The following is a 16,587-nucleotide window of genomic DNA, read 5'->3' on the forward strand; positions in this document are numbered from 1 at the left end:
GCCCGATCCGCGGGCTTGCGTGTCAGAAGGCGATCTTCACGCCGAGCTTGCCGTTGAAGTTCTGCCCGTCGCCGCGCAGGCTGATCTCCGAGCCCACGCTGCCGTACACCGAGACATTGCGCTTGACCCCGACATCCGCGCCCAGATTCAGCTGCACGGACATGCCCTTCATATCGGCCCGGAACGGCACATAGCCATTCTGCGAAGAGAACTCCGTGGTCGGGTTGGTCAGGAACTCATTGACCAGGCTGGCGCGCAGCCAGGTCGTCGCAACGCGCTTGCCTTCCGGCCCGGGATCCAGTTCCACCGTGCGCGCCAGGCGCACGCCGACGCGGCCCCTCAGGCTGTCGACGTCGTTGAACCGGATCTTGGCGGCGCCATCGTCGGCATCGTTGAGGTTGACCTTCTGGAAGACGAGTTGCGCCTGGGGTTCGATGACCCATTCGTCGTTCAAGCGGAATGGGTACCCGCTTTCCAGCGAGGTCGCGAAGCCGAAGCCGCGGGTGTCCAGGTTGTAGCCTTCGGGAGAACGGCCATTGTCGACGTCGTAGCGCGTGCCTTGGATCACCGCATCGACATACCAGCCTGCCTTGCCGATATGCGTCCAATAGCCGCCCAGCGTCACGCCGTTCATGGCCGCCTGGCCGGCCGAGCGGCCGTCGAGGTGATCGACGTCGGCCGTCGCGCGTCCGAAGGCGACGTAAGCGCCCGCGTGGTCCATGCTGCCGTTGGCATTGGCGCGGCGATATAGGTCCACGCCGGATTGCAGGCCGTAGATCTTGTAGTCGTAGTCCGGGCCTCTGGAGCCCAGGATGCCCGAGTTGCTGCCGTTGCGTTCGCCCGTGACGCCGATGACTCGGCCCCATGCCAGGGAATTGCTGCCGGCCGGGGTGGAGGGCAGGGCGTAGCGCGCCTCGCCGATGCGCTCATGCAGCGAGTCCAGGAAGGTCGCGCCGTAGCGCAAGGCGAGCTCCGGCGTCGCCACGGCCGTGGAGACTTCGGGCCGGTAGTTGGGCGGCGCCGGCGGAACGGGCGTGGGCGGGTTGGGCGGCACCGGCGGCACGGGCGGGTTTGGCGGAACAGGCGGCTCGGGCTGCTTGCAAGCGGGATTGCTGGGCGCGGCGGCACAGTCCACCGTCGAACGCAGGTACCAGTTCTGCAGCCCGCTGCCGTCCACGCTGGAGCGTTGCAGCGTATAGGCGTAGGGGCCCGCCGCGACGTAGCCGCCAGCGTTGCCCAACGTGAACGCGCTGGCAGCGGTAGTGCCGCCATTGACGGCATCGACCAGCAGGATGCCGTTGCCGGTAGTCAAGGCGCCCGCGCCGCCGGCATTGGCGACGATCAGCGACGATGAGCCGGAGGCGGCGCCGCCATTGACCACCAGCCGGTCCGACGGCGAACCGTCGCCGCCGAGCAAGGTGTTCATGGCGATCCTGCCGCCCTGGCCGACGTAGTTCGGCGTCGTCAGCGTGGTGCCGGGCGCGGAGCCAGTTCCCATGTTGATGAGTCCGGCGTTGGTCACGCCAGCCGTGGACTGGCTGTAGCCGTTGAGGTCGAGCGTGCCTGCCGCCGCCACGTTCACGGCCGAGTTTGGACTGAGGGTGGAGACCCCGCCCGCACGCAGCACGCCGCTATTGATGTTGGTGGGGCCGTCATAGAGGTTCTGGGCAGTCAGAATCGTGGCGCCGCTGCCGTTCTGGTTGACCGTGCCGTTGCCGGAGATCAGGCCCGCGAACGTCACGGTGTCGGAGCGGTTGAAGGTCAGTGCGCCGTTGTTGGCCACGTTGCCAAGGATGCCGCCCGAGGCGCCGCCATTGCCTAGCTGCAGCGTGCCTGCGGAGATCGTGGTGCCGCCGGTGTAGGTGTTGTCTGCGGTCAGGATCGTGGTGCCGGCGCCTGTCTGGTTGACCACGCCGCTGCCGGAAATCAGGCCGGGAAACGTCTGGATATCGGAGCGGTTGAAGGTCAGCGCGCCATTGTTCGCCACGTCGCCCAGGATGGCGCCCGAGGTCCCGCCATTGCCTAGCTGCAGCGTGCCTGCGGAGATCGTGGTGCCGCCGGTGTAGGTGTTGTCTGCGGTCAGGATCGTGGTGCCGGCGCCGATCTGGTTGACCGTGCCGCTACCGGAGATCAGGCCTGGGAATGTCTGGACGTCGGAACGATTGAACGCAAGCGTCCCGTTGTTGGCCACATTGCCCACAATGGCGCCCGAGGCGCCGCCGTCGCCCAATTGCAGGGTGCCTGCGGCGATTGCGGTCCCGCCTGTGTAGTTGTTGTTGCCGGTCAGCACGGTGGTTCCTGTGCCGATCTGGTTGACCGCGCCGCTGCCGGAGATCCGGCCCGCAAGCGTCATGGTGTCGGAGCGGTTGAAAGCCAGCAATCCCTCGTTCGCCACATCGCCCAGGATGGACCCCGAGGTGCCGCCATTGCCCAGTTGCAAGGTGCCGGCCGAGATCGTGGTGCCGCCGGCGTAGGTATTGTCTGCCGTCAGTATCGTGGCGCCCGCGCCTATCTGGTTGACCACGCCGCTGCCGGAGATCTGGCCTGCGAACGTCTGGACATCGGAACGGTTGAAGGTCAGCGCGCCATTGTTCGCTACGTCGCCCAGGATGGCGCCCGTGGTGCCGCCGTTGCCCAGCTGCAGCGTTCCCGCCGAAATCGTGGTGCCGCCCGTGTAGCTGTTGTCAGCGGTCAGTATCGTGGCGCCCGCGCCTATCTGGTTGACCGCGCCGCTGCCGGAGATCAGGCCCGCGAACGTCACCGTGTCAGTGCGGTTGAAGGCCAACGCGCCGTTGTTCGCCACGTTGCCCAGGATGGCGCCCGTAGTGCCGCCGTCGCCCAGCTGCAGCGTGCCTGCGGAAATCGTGGTGCCGCCGGTGTAGGTGTTGTCTGCGGTCAGTATCGTGGTGCCGGCGCCAATTTGATTGACTACGCCGCTGCCGGAGATCAAGCCGGGAAATGCCATGGTATCGGAGCGGTTGAAGGCCAGGGCCCCGTTGTTGGTCACATTGCCAAGAATGGCCCCCGAGGCGCCGCCACTGCCCAGTTGCAGCGTGCCGGCCGAAATCGTGGTGCCGCCTGCGTAAGTGCTGTTGCCCGTCAGCACCGTGGTGCCGGCGCCGATCTGGCTGACCGAGCCGCTGCCGGAAATCTGGCCATCGAGCATCAGGGTGTTGGAGCGATCGAAAACCAGGGCGCCGCTGTTCGCCACATTCCCGACGATGGCGCCCGTGGTGCCGCCATTGCCCAATTGCAGGGTGCCAGCCAAGATCGTGGTCCCGCCGGTGTACGTATTGTTGGCCGTCAGTATCGTGGCGCCGGTGCCATTCTGATTGACCACGCCGCTGCCCGAGACCAGGCCCGCGAACGTGACGCTATCGCTGCGGTTGAAGGTCAAGGCTCCGTTATTGCTCACGTTGCCCACGATGGCGCCGCTAGTGCCGCCATTGCCCAATTGCAGCGTGCCGCCGGCTATCGTGGTGCCGCCCGTGTAGTTGTTGTTGGCGGTCAGTATCGTGGTGCCGCTGTAGGTGCTGAGCTTGCCCGCGCCCGTGACGCCCGGAACAAACACATAGCCGCTGGTATTGGTGTGGTTGAACACCAACCCGCCGGTGGCGCCCAGCGTCAGATTGGGGCTGGGACCCGTCAACGTCAGCGTGCCGGGGGCCGCCGCGGCGGATAATGCGCCGGCGCCGATATTGATGACGCCCTGCGAGCCCGCCGCCACGCCTGCTCGCGCACTGGCTGCGCTGACCGTGGCGTTGTTCGAAATGGTCAAGGCGCCGGAGCCGGAATTGCCCACGGTGAGGACGCCGCTGTTGGTCCACGAGGAGCCGGCGCCGTCGACCGTGACCGCGCCGGTCGAGTTCGCGCCGGCGCCTATGGTGCCGAGCGTGCTGGCCACCGCGCCGCCATTGCTGACGTTGACCCGGCCGTTGCCGGAAAAGCCCACGGTGAGGTCGGCGCTGCTGTTCCACTGCGTTCCCGCGCCGCTGATCGTCACCAGACCCACGCTGCCCGAGTCATAGCCGACGAAGGCCTGCCCATTGGTCACGACCGCGCTGTCGCTGATTTGCAACGTGCCGTTGCCGGTTTGGCCGACGCGCATGAACCCGGTGCTGTTCAGCTGGGATCCCAGGCCGCTTACCGTCACCGTGCCGGTGCCGCCGGCCGCCACGCCCACATAGGTGTTGGTGGTGCTTCTTACAACACCGCCATTCGAAATGCCCAACGTGCCCGTGCCCGAGAATCCCACGGACAGGCCCGAACTGTTGGTCCATTGCGCCCCAGTGCCGCTCACGGTCACATGGCCGGTGCTGCCGACCTGCCGGCCGACGAAGCCGGACCCGTTGGACACCACGCCGGTGGCGCCGATCTGCAGCGTGCCGGTGCTGGTGTTGCCCACCGTCAGGGAGCTGCCGCCCAAATTCCAGGGCGAACTTTGCGACCCGGGAACGGTGATCGTCGATCCGCCATCGATAGTCTGGGAATAAGCGGGGAAAACGCCCAACGCGATCAAGAATGCGCTGGAAAGCTTGAATGACAAGCGGACGTCAATTGGTGACAAGGGCTGCATCTTCTCTACTCACTTAATCAAAAGAAATTCAGTGAAGTGATCGTCTGCGCGTAATGCCTGCCAATTGAAGTTGCCGGTGGGTATGACCTCGGGCAAGGGCAGGCATTTAGCATAAGCCTGTTTATTGCTGTGGTTACAACAATAAATAGGGGCGCATGCTGGAGGCGCAGCGATGTCTGGACTCCCGTTTATTCAAACGGGGGCCTGGGGTATGCGTGGGGCGCCGAACGATCAGGGAACCGAAGCGATTCCGATCAGAGGCTGAATGTGGACGGCGTTCAGGCCAGGGCGCGCGCGCAAGGCGGGGCGGTGGCAGGTCGGGCCGGGGAGGAAGGGGGACGTACAGGCAACGCGCATGGCAGATCGAACCGACAAAAAGAGAATGCCTAGCCTCAGTAGTTCTGTTCCATGGCAGAGCTGCTTGGACCTCCGGATTCAGCACATGGTCTGGAAATGCACGAACGAGGGTTTCGCAAAGGAGGTCGTGTTCAGATTAGTGCCGGAAAATCCGGATGCGATTGATGTAGATCAACGGCCATGCGCTGTGCGCACTTAGCCAGCTGTTCATGCGCAGAGCATCGTCGTGTTGCCGCAACCGATAGCAATAGTGTTGCGGACGTGGCGCTGGCAAGCGGCTCGACACAGAGTCCTGGGCCAACACCAGCCGCGCCAGGCGGTCGCTGGCGGTGTCGCGCAGCAGCCAGACGCCAGTGGCAGTGCGCAGCAGCGGGTCCAGCGTGTCGGCCAGTTTGCGCAGTTCGGCCTCGCTCAACCTTGGTCCGCCGGAGCATGGCCAGGTCTGATGATCCTGGCCATGCCCTATTTCCCCACGCGATCAGCGCCGTCGCCCGGGGACCGGCGCTCAATGAGGCTTGATAGCGACTTTCAGCACGCCATCGCGCTGGTTGGCGAACAGCTCGTATGCCGCGACGATGTCATCCAGCTTGTACTGGTGGGTGACGAGCAGACCCAGGTCCACACGGCCCGACGCAATCACATTCATCAGGCGGCGCATGCGTTCCTTGCCGCCCGGGCACAGGGCGGTGTTGATCTGATGGTCGCCCAGGCCCGCGGCAAACGCATCCATGGGGATACGCAGGTCGGAGGAATACACCCCCAGGCTGGAAAGCGTGCCGCCCGGTTTGAGTATGCGCAGGGCCGACTCGAACGTGCCCTGGGTGCCTAGCGCCTCAATCGACGAATCCACGCCGCGTCCACCCGTGAGCTTCAGCACCTCGGTCACGACGTCGCAGTTCTTGAAGTTCAGCGTCACGTCCGCGCCCATCTTGCGGGCGATGTCCAGGCGGTGGTCGTTGCCATCGATGGCAATGATGGTCGTGGCGCCGCGCAGCTTGGCTCCGGCTGTCGCGCACAGCCCGATAGGCCCCTGCGCGAACACGGCCACGGTGTCGCCGATCTTGATATTGGCGTTTTCGGCGCCCTTGAATCCGGTGGACATGATGTCCGGGCACATCAGCACCTGTTCGTCCGTCAGCCCGTCCGGAATGGGCGCCAGGTTGGCCTGCGCGTCCGGGACCAGCACGTACTCGGCCTGCGTGCCGTCGATCAGATTGCCGAAGCGCCAGCCCGCCGTGGCCTTGTAGCCGTGGCAGCCGCAACGCCCGCTGGGAATCAGATAGGCGCCGTCCTGGCTCGGGAAGCCATCCTGGCTGGGATACGAAGTGAAGCTCGGGCAGATCGCGCCGGCGATCACGCGTTGGCCTTCCTGATACCCGATTACGGCGCTGCCCAGCTTTTCGATCACTCCCACCGGTTCGTGGCCCACGGTGAGGCCCTGGGCGACGGGATACTCCCCTTTCAGGATATGCACGTCGGTGCCGCAGATAGTGGTGGTGGTGATGCGGATCAGCGCGTCGTTGGGGCCTACGTCCGGGATCGGCTTATCGGTCAATTCGATGCGGCCAGGCGCGACGAAGATTGCGGCTTTCATGAGGGCGGGCATCAGAGTCTCCTTTGGGGCTACGGGGGGAAGTGCGACAAACGCTACTTCAGGCTAAACCGGAGTATTTCGCAGGCCAAGCGCTTCGGCGCGGCTGGTTGCGCTGAATCAATACGGTGCATGGCAGCCTTCCTGTCTGGCGCCGCGCCGGACATCGAACGGCGGGCGCGGCGGCAATCGGGTCCGCCGGTATTATTGCGAAGTCTTTACGGATAGCCCGCACAAGGTTCTTCAATGAAACATAGCATCCCGCTTTTGCTTTTGTCCTCCGTGCTCTTGACGGCATGCGGTCCCAACAAGATCATTGCCGACCTGCCTTCACCTAGTGGGAAGTATCACGTCGAAGTGCGCCAGTGCCCGCAACGCGGGTCATTGACCTGGGGCGAGCAGACGCAGGTTTCCGTGCTTGAGGCCGGCGTCTCGGAAAAATGCAATGCCTTCATATCGGCGCTGACGCAGTTCCAGTCCAATTCGCTGGACGATCAGTTGCGGCTCGAATGGGTTTCCGACACGGAACTCAGGGCGAGGCATCCGACATTCGCAGCGGGTGGCATGCCCATGAGCGCGAGCCAGATGCCGAACAATCCTGTGAAAATCACTTTCTCCGCCAGCAAGTGATCCCGGGACTTCCGCTCAAGTATTTCCAACCCTCGTCCCTTCTATGACCGGCGTGCTGCGGGCGTGAGAATTTGTTGCGCCGATCCCATGATTGTTACCGTGTGAATCATGGCGTCCCAGGGGAGAAGAATAAAACCCCGGAAGGCAGCGCCAACAGCGACCCCTTTTTTGATTCGGCGCGGCACCGTTTGTGATTGAATACGCTCCGTTTGCGTGCGCTTGCTCTGCATGCCCATGATCCATTCTCCACGGAGCCTTATCCAGTATGCGTTTCAGAGTCATGACCACGGGGCTGCTGATGGCCTGCGCCGGCGCTGCGCAAGCCGCTACGGTGCAGGAAGTCTTCAACGGAAGAATGCTGGGCAAGAACCAACGCTATTTCGAATCCGTGGCGGGCGTGCCGCAAGAATCCTACGGCGACGATCATGTATTCGAAGTCCAGAGCTGCCGGATCACCGCGACGGTCAAATCGGGCAAGGTATCGGCGCTGAGCATGGAGCCGTCCGACAGTTGCCAGGCTGACCTCAGCAGCTTCATCGGCGAATACGCGCCCAAGCCCGGGCAGAAACTCACCCCCGGCGTTTTCGGCTCGGATGTTATCTATACGGCCGATTGTCTGACGGAGTGCGGCAATGCCGCCGATCCTTGGGCTTATGCGAGTTGGCTGGCGCCGCGCTCCGAGGGCGGCATGGAAGTCATGCTGGGTTTCGTGCAGGCCGGAGGCGATGCGCTGGACGCGGCCGATGAATGGGCCGCGCACATGGAAAAGGCGGAAGGCAAGGATTACCTGCTCAACAACAAATTCAATTGCGACGCCCGCTACAACAAGGTGGCTGAGGCCGCTTTCAGGAACGTGGCCGCGACCAGCGTCAAGGTCGGCTTCGATTTTCCTAAGGAATCTTGTCGTTAGGCTTCTCTGCAAACCACTGTCTTTGCAATCGACGGCCTGGGCAGGCCGATCTCAAGGGGAAAACAATAAATGAAGAAGCTAGTGCTGACGGTTCTTGTGACTCAACTGCTTGCCGGGTGCGCGGGTTCCCCGATAGGCAATATGATCAACAATGAACGCCAGGAAACCCGGGCCGACATGATGCAATCGTGGGTCGGCGAGAGCGAAGAAAAGCTGGTTTCCAAATGGGGGCCGCCCACCAACAGCTATACCTTGTCCAGTGGCGCCAAGATTATTTCGTACGAATACGTCCGTGGGATCATCAACAACACCATCTACCGATGCACGGAGAAATTCAGGATTGACGATGGCAGTGTCACCAAGTGGGGCCTGAGCTCAGGCTGCGACACGCGGATCAACGGCGGGGACCTGATATCGAAGGACATCCCCATTCCGCAGCCGACCTTGTGATGAACGGCGCGGCCTGTGGCCGCGCTCGCTACGCCGCAATCCGGAACCTGAGAAGGTGGCGACCCGGCGGCTAACTAGGCTGCGGTCGCGCGTGAAGCCGCAGGCCGTTCATGCGTGCCAAACCAGACCCCCGAAAGCACCAGCACAAATGCCCCCGTCAGCCGCCAGGTCAGCGGATACGAGGCGCTCAGCAACTCGATCAATACCGCCGTGATCGGCGCCAGCGCCTGAAACGACATCACCCGGCTCGCTTCCAAACGGGTCAGCGCCCACAGCAGGCAGAAATAGCCTACCGCGCTGGAAAGCCCGATGAACACCACATTCGCCCATTGAAAACCCGACAGGCTGGGCAAGAGCGGTGCGTCTCGCGTCAGGCACACGCCCGCCAGGAACAAAACAGAGACGAACATCGCCACCACGCTGATGTACATGGCTGGATAACGCTGCAGGTAGGGCCGATACAAAAGACTGCAAGCCGCGCCGATGAACGTCGCGCCCAGCAAGGCGGCCCAAGCCCAACCATCGGCAGCGCCGCCAACCGCGGCGGCGGAGGGCTGCAGCAACAGCGCAATCCCCGAGACCGCCACGCCCGCGCCGATCAACCGAGTCCAACTGAACCGCTCGCGCCCCGTGGCAATCGCGAGGCACAGGGTCACCAGCGGCAACGTGGAAAACACCAGCGCGCAAGTGGCGGCGGGCAGGCGGGCCAGCGCATAGTTCAACAGCAGTATGAGCATCGCGAATTGCAGAATGCCCAGGCCCGCCACGGCACAGAGGTCCTTGGCCGTAAACCGTACCGACCATCGCCGCAGCGTGGGCACGGCAAGCAGAACCACCCCGATGGCATAGCGCAGGAAAGCCAGTGTCTCCGGTGACACGTCCGCCGACACCGCGCGCGTGGAAACCATGGCGGCCCCCACCAACGCGCCCGTGACGGCGGCAGCAAATACTGCCTGAATGCGTTCACTCATCGAGGCCGCGCCTGTCCGCAAGTACGGATTTCATCTGGCCGCAGGGAGACATCGCGTTCCCTACAGATCCCGCGCCCAATACTGCCCCACCAGATCCTTGCCGAAGCTGTGGTGCTTTTCTTCCTCGACCAGCTCGAAGCCGGCCTTCTCATAAATCCGGCGCGCATCGGTCAGCACGCTATTGGTCCACAACACCATGCGCTTATAGCCCGCCTGCCGCGCAAACCGCAGGCATTCGTCCACTAGCCGATGGCCCATGCCCAGCCCGCGCGCGGAGCCATCCACGTACAACAGCCGCAGCTTCGCGGTGGTTTCGTCCTGGCGCACCACGAAGACCGAGCCCACCATCTTTCCGTCCTTCTCCGCGATCCAGCAGCGCTCGCTATCGCGGTCGAACTCCCGGATGAACTTCGCCACGATCTCGGCCACCAGCGCCTCGTACTCCGAGTTCCAACCGAACTCCTGCGCATAGACCATGGCCTGGTTCGCCACCACCAGCCCCATGTCGCCCGGCCGCGGATCGCGCAGCACATAGGGCAGGGGGGCTTTATCGCCGAGCAGGTTCTGGATCTCGTTCATGGCATGGACCAGCTGCGCTTGCGCCGGCTCCGATAGCGGTTTGAGGATGGCGATGATCTCGTTGCGCGACGCTTCATTGAGCGGGGCAAACGCCGCCCGGCCGGCGTCCGTCAGTTCCAGCAGGCCGACGCGGGCATCCGCGGCCGAGCGCGTCTTGGCGATCAAACCCTTCTTCTCGAAGCCCGAGATCACCCGGCTGACATACCCTGCGTCCAGGTTCAATTCGCGGCACAGGTCCGAGGTGCTGAGCGCGGGGCGGTGAGCCAGTTCGTAAAGAATGCGGACTTCGGTCAGCGAAAACTCGCTGGCCAGCAGGTGTTCGTGCAGGACGCCGATCTGGCGGGTGTAGAAGCGGTTGAAATAGCGGACCGCTTCGGCGCGGTCGTAGATCGAGTGCTCTGTCATGGCGATCCAATTACTTGCTCAGGGCATATTATTATTTGCCTTAGGCAAGTATGTGCCGTTTTTTTGTTATGGATGTTGGCGATTTGATCGTTTTTCGCTATGGGCTAGTTTTCCCACTGTATTGCCGACCAAGACGCGCTTTGGACATCAATCATCCGAGGAGGGCGTCTCTATGAACTCTTGCGTGTTGCCGGCTAGATTCGATCGGCCAGTCCTGCTATCGGCAGACCCAGGCGCTCACGCAAGCCGGCCTGAGGTTCGGTATTCCGCAGCAAGCCGCGTCGGCGAAGCAAGGGAACGACTTCGTCCGCGAATAGCTGGAACTCGCTAGGGAAAGCGTGAGGCATCAGCATGAAGCCATCGGCGGCGTCCTGCTGAAACCACTCGGCAATCAGGTCTGCGATACTCTCGGGCGTGCCGCTTAAGGTTGCATGGCCGCGGCTGCCCGCCAGTAGCTGAAGCAGGTCGCGGACCGTACTCGGGCGGTGGCGTTCGATCACCGAAGCAATCACCCCGAAACGGCTTTTTATTCCTTCGAATTTGTCGATGTCGCCCAGTATCGGCGGCAGGGGACCATCCAGGTCACGGGTTCCTAGCTCGATACCAAAGCCGGCCAGCCATGCCAGCGACGCTTCCGGCACAATCAACTCATCAAGGTCGCGCTTCTTGCGGCGCGCCTCCTCAACCGTGCTGCCTATGGCGGGACTGATGCCGGGAATCAGTTTCAGGGCGCCGGGTTTGCGCCCATGCGCCGCGGCGCGCGCCAGCAAGTCTTGACGAAACGTTCGCGCGTCGTGGAGTGTGTTCTGCGCGGTAAATACCAGTTCGGCGTAGCGCGAGGCGAAGTCGCGGCCATCCGCTGACGATCCCGCCTGCACCAGAACCGGATGCGACTGGACTGGCGCTGGCACTTCCCGTCCCCTGCGCCACAAATGCAGCACATCTTGGACAGCCTTGGCGCCGATCTGGTAGCGCTGTTGATGCGGTACGGGCTTGTCCTGTCCAAAATTTGCCGCTGCCGCGGGGTCGCCATTGGTCACGATGTTCCAGAGCGCGCGTCCGCCGCTGACGTGATCCAACGAGGAGAAGTTGCGTGCAATTTCTTCGGGCGTGCTCAGCGTGGCCGACCCGGTTGCGATCAAGCCCAGTCGCTCGGTAACCTGCGCCACCCCGGACAGCAGCGTCAGCGGGTCCAGTTCCCACCGTGGACTATGGCGCACGCCCGGATTGAACACGAAGAAATCTGCGACGAACATGGCATGAAAGCCCGCAGCCTCCGCGACGCGTCCGATATCCTGGTGATAGCCCATGTCGCGCAGACGTTCCGGTTGAGCTTGGGGTAGTCTCCAGGCTGCCTCATGGTGGCCCGTTACCAAAGCGTTCACGAGCAGAATCAATGATCGACCTTGATTACTCATGGATTTTGGCAAGCCGCGAGACGGTTGAAATGCTGCGGAGGAACGTCCATCAAGCCTAGGCAGCGCCGCAAGGTCCGACGCGGCTGCCTGGCAGTATCGATGACGCACGCTCCCAATTCATCCCGGAGCTTGATCCATTCGATCTGGTCAGCCGTCATCTCAAGCCATCCTGTGAAGGAGGCGTCCGCGGTTCTGTCATCGCCCACCCTCGGCAGGCGGCCTTGCGGCGGTCGTGGAATGTCGAGCGGACCCGCCACGCGGTAGAAGGGGCCTGCGTATGCCGCTGGCCCAATCCCATCGGTATCGATATAGACGCCGCTACGCTTATCGTACCGATGGACATCGTCATCCCAGCTGTCCCAGAGCGCATGCACCGCCGCGGCGTAATCTTGAATCCGGGCGGACTCGGTATTCTCCGTCAGCGACCAGCCAATCCTGCCGTTGCTGACGTGATCCAGCGCTGCCAGCCGACGGGCAGCGGTATAGGGATGGGTTTCTGCGGCATTCACTTCGGCGAGCAGACCAATGCGGCTCGTCAGCGGCGCCAGCGCGGCCACCGTGGTCAAAGGATCGAGCGCACCACGCCCGCCCGCGATCAGCACAGCGTCCGCGCCCAGCCCTTCAGCCTCGCGCACAATGTTAAGAACGGCAGGGAAGTCGGGCCGCGCCGCAGGCCGAAGCAACAGCCGCGCCGGCATGGCGCGGGGCTGACCATCCGTGCCTTGAGGCGGTCTGCCTTCTTTTGATTCACGCATCTGGAGCGCCCGCGAGGTTCGGGTTGACAGGATTGTCCACAGGCGCCAGGTACCCTGTCAGGCCGAGCGGCGGCGTCATGCCGGTTGTTGCGGCCTCTCCCGGATCGACAAACTTGTCCAGATCCAATGGCTTGCGAATCAAGCGATTGCCGAACAGGAACTCGACCGAGCGTCTCAGCTCGGCCAGGGCTTGGGCGTCCAGGCTCGGGGCCCAGATGGAGCGGCTGAACGCTGTCAACGTCTGCGCCGGGGTCAATCCAAAAATGGGCGCCAGTATGGCAGCCACTTCCTGCGGGTGGTTTTTCAGAGTATCGGCGCCGCGGGCGATAGCGCGCAGATAGGCCCGGACATACTCAGGATTCTGCTTGATCACCGATGCGGAGGCGACGATGGGAATCAGATTGCTCTTGAGACCCTTGCCATCGCGCAGAATGCGTGCCTGGCCTTCGGCTTCCAGCAGCGTGAAAACCGGGTCCCACACCAGCGCTGCATCAATATCGTTTTTGATCAGCGCCGTTCCCATGTCCTGAAGAGACAGGTTGAGGAACTGCACGTCTGAAAGCTTCAGGCCGGATTCGGCCAGGATCAGCGCCAGCAACTCGTGCACGTTCCCCCCGCGCAAGGTCGCCACTTTCTTGCCCTTGAGTTCTGCCACGCTCTGGAACGGTGCGTCCGAGCGCACCATCAGCGCCAGCGTTTCCTCCCCCTTGTATGACAGGCCGACAATGCGGTCGTCGATTCCGGAAGCGTGGCCGATCAACGCGGCAGTATCGCCTAATGCGGCGATGTCCAGGTTGCCCGACGCAATTGCCTCATTGATCGGCGGGCCGCCGGCAAACTGCGTCCAGATGACTTTGACGTCGCCGTGGCCGGCCCTTTTCAGCTCCTCTTCTACCCAACCGTGTTGTCTGGCCAGCAGGCTCGCCGAATACGGCACAAAGGGCATGATGCCCAGACGCAGCGTATCGGCAGCATGGGCCGGCATGGAGAATAGGGTGGCAGCGCCGAAAGCCGCCGCCATCATGAGTTTCCGGAATCGTCTTCGCATGGGAAGTTCAGAGGATGAGTGCAAGGGCCGCGCCGCCACGCTCTGGCGCATCGCCGGGCGGGTTTCAGGCCGCATGTTGTAGAAACTGCTCGTAAAGCGACTGGCGCACGGCCGCGAAGCTGGCGCCTGTCCTTGCTCGCGGATAAGGCAACTCGACATCGATCACTATCCGTACCGTGCCCGGCCTGTTCGACAAGACGGCAATTCGGTCCCCCAGATAGACCGCTTCCTCGATGTCATGGGTGATCAGCACGGTCGTTATCCGTTCCTTGTCGCGAATACTGAGCAACGCGTCCTGCAGTTGCAGTCGGGTAATGGAGTCCAGCGCGCTGAACGGTTCGTCCAGCAGCAGCACGCGTGGTTCATGCGCCAACGCTCGCGCAATGGCTACGCGTTGGGCCATGCCGCCCGAAAGCTGCGAAGGATAGGTGTCGCGAAAGGCCAGCAGGTCGACCAGCTCCAGCTTCTGATCCACGATCTCCCGGCGCCTCTGGGCTGTTTCGCGGTGCAGGGCCAGCGCTACGTTATCCGCAATCGTCATCCAGGGCAGCAGGCGATGATCCTGGAACACAACACCACGCTGGAGCGACGGTCCCGAAAGCGTTTGGGTGCCAAGAGTGATGCTGCCGCCATGGTCGTCATCCAGGCCTGCCAGGATCCTGAGCAAGGTGCTCTTGCCGCAACCGCTAGTCCCCACCACGCAGGTGATGCTGCCCTCGGGAAAGACGAGATCTATGTTCTCCAGCGCAGCCACGCGTTGCCCATGGGCGCCCGGGTATTGCTTGCTCACATTCCGAGCTTGCATGCCCTTGTTTGCCCGTTGCATTGGGTGCGATATGGCATTCATGGGCGTGTCGCCCCCTTGAACCGAGGACGCCAGAGGATCAGCGGTTGTTCCACCGCGCGTAGGATGTCGTCGGTAATCTTTCCAAGCACACCCATGGTAAGCATGCCCGCCAGCACCAAATCTGCCTGGGACATCGCCCGGCCATCCATGATGAGAAAGCCCACGCCGCTGGAAGCCGCGATCAGCTCAGCGGCCACCACGCACATCCAGGCCATGGCCAGGCCTACGCGCAAGCCACTCATGATCTGCGGCGCTGCGCCTGGGAGCATGATCTTGCGGATGAACAAATGGCGAGGAAGTTCCAGCGTTCGGGCCAGTTCAACATAGCGTTGGTCCGTCTGGCGAATTGCGTCCACGGTAGTCGTCAGGATGGGAAAAAAGCTGCCGAGCACAATGATGAAAACCTTGGCGCCTTCATCAATACCAAACCAAAGGACCGACAGCGGAATCCAGGCGATGGGTGGGACAGGCTTGAGTATCTGAATCAGGAAATCCACGAATCTCCCCAGGCGATTGAAGATTCCCATGGAGATTCCCAATATCAGCGCCAGCGCGGCTGCCGCGGCAAAGCCCTGAATCACTCGCACGCCGCTGGCGCTGATGTGGCGCCAGAGGTCGCCGCTGCCAATCAGATACGCTACCGTCTCGCCGACATGGATTGGGGAAGGCAATAGGGTGGGCGAGACCAGCCCCGTCATTGAAGCCAATTGCCAAACCGTGACAATGATGAGCGGCAGGCTGATGCGTCCAGTAAAAGCGCGTATGCCACTGCGCAGCGAACGCGCCGTCCGCGCTAGGAAGACCTTTGCGGTCTTGTCGGATACTCTTTCACTCATGATCTTTCCGTGAGGCAGGCCACGAAAAAAATATAGCGTGCACGCGGGAAGACACTAAATCTTGTTTTCGACTTAGCTTAGTTTGCATGGCCGTCTCGTCTTGCCGTAAACGGCTGGGCGGCTTACGAAGGGCACAAGACCGGCACCCTATGGCCGACCTCGATCAGCGCTGGCGGAACTGCTTCCGATAGGCCGCAGGCGACACCGAGAATGCCGCCGTGAAATGCTGCCGCAGCGACACCGTCGAACCGAACCCCGTGGCCTCGGCCACCCGGTCGACCGACAGCCCGCCCGTTTCCAGCAGCCGCTGCGCCGCGGCCAGCCTGTGGTTCAGCACCCATTGCGTCACCGTCGTGCCCGTCTTCAGCTTGAAGCGCCGCGTGAAATTGCGGCGGCTCAGCCCGGCTTCGCCGGCCAGACGGTCCAGCCCCAGCGGCTCCTGCAAATGCTCGATGGCCCATTCCATCGCGACGCTTATGGGGTCGCCGCCGTCCTCCCGCGTGAGCGGCCGTTCGATGTACTGCGCCTGCCCGCCATCGCGGTGCGGTGCCATCACCATGCGGCGGGCCACCCGGTTCGCCAGCTCCGCGCCGTGGTCGCAGCGCAGCAGGTGCAGGCAGCAATCGATGGCAGCGGCAGTGCCGGCCGAGGTCAGGATGTCGCCGTCGTCCACATACAAGGCCTTGCGGTCGAGCCGGATCTGCGGGTACTTGCGGGCGAAGTCGTCGCTCCAGACCCAGTGCGTCGAAGCCGGGCGGCCGTCGAGCAGACCGGCCTCGGCCAGCACGAAGGCGCCCAGACACAAGCCGATGACCCGCGCGCCGCGCGCATGCGCATCACGCAAGGCTTGCAGCATGCTCTCGGGCGGGCGCTCGTCCGGATCGCGCCAGGCTGGCACGATCACCGTGTCGGCCTCCGCCAGCGCCGAATAGTCGTGCGGCACATGGATATCGAAACCCGACATGGTCGCGACCGGCCCGACTGCTTCGCCGCAGACCAGCAGGCGATAGCGCGGCGCGCCCAGCCGGGCCAGGTCGTCGCCGAACACCATGCAGGGCACGGACAGGTGGAAGGAACTGATGCCCGCGAAGGCGACGACGGCGATGGTATGCATGGCGCTTGAGGCGAAAATGCGGATTTGGCCCGATCCTATCATTTATTTGTATTCGGGCCACTTTCCGATTCCAGGCCGATGGCGGATCCTGGATGCTGTT

15 protein-coding genes are annotated in these 16,587 nt (G+C 63.1%); 3 read left to right on the forward strand and 12 right to left on the reverse strand.

What is annotated here, in order from left to right:
- Nucleotides 1-22 precede the first annotated feature (22 nt).
- The 3 genes from WBB14_RS06095 to WBB14_RS06105 form a co-directional block, all read right to left on the reverse strand.
- Entirely contained in the window at nucleotides 23-4,546 is a 4,524-nt protein-coding gene (locus WBB14_RS06095; protein ID WP_424239031.1) for an autotransporter-associated beta strand repeat-containing protein, read from the reverse strand.
- A gap of 523 nt (nucleotides 4,547-5,069) precedes the next feature.
- Nucleotides 5,070-5,348 carry a hypothetical protein gene (locus tag WBB14_RS06100; RefSeq protein ID WP_424239032.1) on the reverse strand — a complete coding sequence of 93 codons (279 nt, stop codon included), beginning with the start codon at nucleotides 5,346-5,348 and terminating at the stop codon, nucleotides 5,070-5,072.
- Nucleotides 5,349-5,438: 90 nt separating this feature from the next.
- Nucleotides 5,439-6,539, reverse strand: a complete 1,101-nt coding sequence (locus WBB14_RS06105) for an NAD(P)-dependent alcohol dehydrogenase (RefSeq protein ID WP_424239033.1) — start codon at nucleotides 6,537-6,539, stop codon at nucleotides 5,439-5,441.
- Between the two features lie 231 nt (nucleotides 6,540-6,770).
- Between WBB14_RS06105 and WBB14_RS06110 the strand changes: the two genes are divergently transcribed.
- Nucleotides 6,771-7,154, forward strand: coding sequence for a hypothetical protein (locus WBB14_RS06110; protein ID WP_424239034.1), 384 nt, complete (start codon nucleotides 6,771-6,773; stop codon nucleotides 7,152-7,154).
- Between the two features lie 41 nt (nucleotides 7,155-7,195).
- Here the strand turns inward: WBB14_RS06110 and WBB14_RS06115 are convergent, their stop codons facing one another.
- A complete protein-coding gene (locus WBB14_RS06115) occupies nucleotides 7,196-7,390 on the reverse strand; it encodes a hypothetical protein (protein ID WP_424239035.1) in 195 nt (64 codons plus the stop codon).
- Nucleotides 7,391-7,419: 29 nt separating this feature from the next.
- Here WBB14_RS06115 and WBB14_RS06120 point away from each other — a divergent pair, with 29 nt between their 5' ends.
- Together WBB14_RS06120 and WBB14_RS06125 are read left to right on the forward strand one after the other, a co-directional pair.
- Nucleotides 7,420-8,064: a hypothetical protein gene (locus tag WBB14_RS06120; RefSeq protein WP_424239036.1), complete on the forward strand. Its 645-nt coding sequence runs from the start codon at nucleotides 7,420-7,422 to the stop codon at nucleotides 8,062-8,064.
- A 69-nt stretch (nucleotides 8,065-8,133) separates the two neighbouring features.
- Nucleotides 8,134-8,514 carry a hypothetical protein gene (locus tag WBB14_RS06125; protein ID WP_424239037.1) on the forward strand — a complete coding sequence of 127 codons (381 nt, stop codon included), beginning with the start codon at nucleotides 8,134-8,136 and terminating at the stop codon, nucleotides 8,512-8,514.
- Between the two features lie 74 nt (nucleotides 8,515-8,588).
- Here WBB14_RS06125 and WBB14_RS06130 read toward each other — a convergent pair whose 3' ends face one another.
- From WBB14_RS06130 to WBB14_RS06165, 8 genes are all read right to left on the reverse strand, one after another.
- Nucleotides 8,589-9,485: a DMT family transporter gene (locus WBB14_RS06130; protein ID WP_424239038.1), complete on the reverse strand. Its 897-nt coding sequence runs from the start codon at nucleotides 9,483-9,485 to the stop codon at nucleotides 8,589-8,591.
- A 60-nt stretch (nucleotides 9,486-9,545) separates the two neighbouring features.
- Nucleotides 9,546-10,469 carry a bifunctional helix-turn-helix transcriptional regulator/GNAT family N-acetyltransferase gene (locus tag WBB14_RS06135; RefSeq protein ID WP_424239039.1) on the reverse strand — a complete coding sequence of 308 codons (924 nt, stop codon included), beginning with the start codon at nucleotides 10,467-10,469 and terminating at the stop codon, nucleotides 9,546-9,548.
- Nucleotides 10,470-10,663: 194 nt separating this feature from the next.
- Nucleotides 10,664-11,887 (reverse strand): LLM class flavin-dependent oxidoreductase, encoded by a 1,224-nt coding sequence (locus WBB14_RS06140; RefSeq protein WP_424239040.1) that lies wholly within the window; start codon nucleotides 11,885-11,887, stop codon nucleotides 10,664-10,666.
- Nucleotides 11,884-12,642 carry an LLM class flavin-dependent oxidoreductase gene (locus tag WBB14_RS06145; RefSeq protein WP_424239041.1) on the reverse strand — a complete coding sequence of 253 codons (759 nt, stop codon included), beginning with the start codon at nucleotides 12,640-12,642 and terminating at the stop codon, nucleotides 11,884-11,886. The genes WBB14_RS06140 and WBB14_RS06145 overlap by 4 nt, the downstream gene beginning before the upstream one ends.
- Nucleotides 12,635-13,765 carry an aliphatic sulfonate ABC transporter substrate-binding protein gene (locus WBB14_RS06150; protein WP_424239042.1) on the reverse strand — a complete coding sequence of 377 codons (1,131 nt, stop codon included), beginning with the start codon at nucleotides 13,763-13,765 and terminating at the stop codon, nucleotides 12,635-12,637. The genes WBB14_RS06145 and WBB14_RS06150 overlap by 8 nt, the downstream gene beginning before the upstream one ends.
- Complete coding sequence (locus WBB14_RS06155; RefSeq protein ID WP_424239043.1) at nucleotides 13,755-14,537, reverse strand: ABC transporter ATP-binding protein; 783 nt, start codon at nucleotides 14,535-14,537, stop codon at nucleotides 13,755-13,757. Before WBB14_RS06155 ends, WBB14_RS06150 begins: the two co-directional genes overlap by 11 nt.
- On the reverse strand, nucleotides 14,534-15,373 hold the full coding sequence (locus WBB14_RS06160) for an ABC transporter permease (protein WP_424239044.1): 840 nt from the start codon (nucleotides 15,371-15,373) through the stop codon (nucleotides 14,534-14,536). The genes WBB14_RS06155 and WBB14_RS06160 overlap by 4 nt, the downstream gene beginning before the upstream one ends.
- Before the next feature lie 163 nt (nucleotides 15,374-15,536).
- Nucleotides 15,537-16,487 (reverse strand): GlxA family transcriptional regulator, encoded by a 951-nt coding sequence (locus tag WBB14_RS06165; protein WP_424239045.1) that lies wholly within the window; start codon nucleotides 16,485-16,487, stop codon nucleotides 15,537-15,539.
- Nucleotides 16,488-16,587: the final 100 nt, after the last annotated feature.

Origin of the sequence: Achromobacter sp. (genome assembly GCF_049647645.1) — a bacterium.
Classification (GTDB): Bacteria; Pseudomonadota; Gammaproteobacteria; order Burkholderiales; family Burkholderiaceae_B; genus Achromobacter.

Excerpts from the sequence above, each read along its gene's own strand:
- WBB14_RS06165 (WP_424239045.1), bottom strand. The coding sequence starts at position 16,487 with ATGCATACCATCGCCGTCGTCGCCTTCGCGGGCATCAGTTCCTTCCAC.
- WBB14_RS06145 (WP_424239041.1), bottom strand. The coding sequence starts at position 12,642 with ATGCGTGAATCAAAAGAAGGCAGACCGCCTCAAGGCACGGATGGTCAG.
- WBB14_RS06110 (WP_424239034.1), top strand. The coding sequence starts at position 6,771 with ATGAAACATAGCATCCCGCTTTTGCTTTTGTCCTCCGTGCTCTTGACG.
- WBB14_RS06160 (WP_424239044.1), bottom strand. The coding sequence starts at position 15,373 with ATGAGTGAAAGAGTATCCGACAAGACCGCAAAGGTCTTCCTAGCGCGG.
- WBB14_RS06135 (WP_424239039.1), bottom strand. The coding sequence starts at position 10,469 with ATGACAGAGCACTCGATCTACGACCGCGCCGAAGCGGTCCGCTATTTC.
- WBB14_RS06155 (WP_424239043.1), bottom strand. The coding sequence starts at position 14,537 with ATGAATGCCATATCGCACCCAATGCAACGGGCAAACAAGGGCATGCAA.
- WBB14_RS06125 (WP_424239037.1), top strand. The coding sequence starts at position 8,134 with ATGAAGAAGCTAGTGCTGACGGTTCTTGTGACTCAACTGCTTGCCGGG.
- WBB14_RS06115 (WP_424239035.1), bottom strand. The coding sequence starts at position 7,390 with ATGGGCATGCAGAGCAAGCGCACGCAAACGGAGCGTATTCAATCACAA.
- WBB14_RS06120 (WP_424239036.1), top strand. The coding sequence starts at position 7,420 with ATGCGTTTCAGAGTCATGACCACGGGGCTGCTGATGGCCTGCGCCGGC.
- WBB14_RS06140 (WP_424239040.1), bottom strand. The coding sequence starts at position 11,887 with ATGAGTAATCAAGGTCGATCATTGATTCTGCTCGTGAACGCTTTGGTA.
- WBB14_RS06105 (WP_424239033.1), bottom strand. The coding sequence starts at position 6,539 with ATGCCCGCCCTCATGAAAGCCGCAATCTTCGTCGCGCCTGGCCGCATC.
- WBB14_RS06130 (WP_424239038.1), bottom strand. The coding sequence starts at position 9,485 with ATGAGTGAACGCATTCAGGCAGTATTTGCTGCCGCCGTCACGGGCGCG.
- WBB14_RS06150 (WP_424239042.1), bottom strand. The coding sequence starts at position 13,765 with ATGCGGCCTGAAACCCGCCCGGCGATGCGCCAGAGCGTGGCGGCGCGG.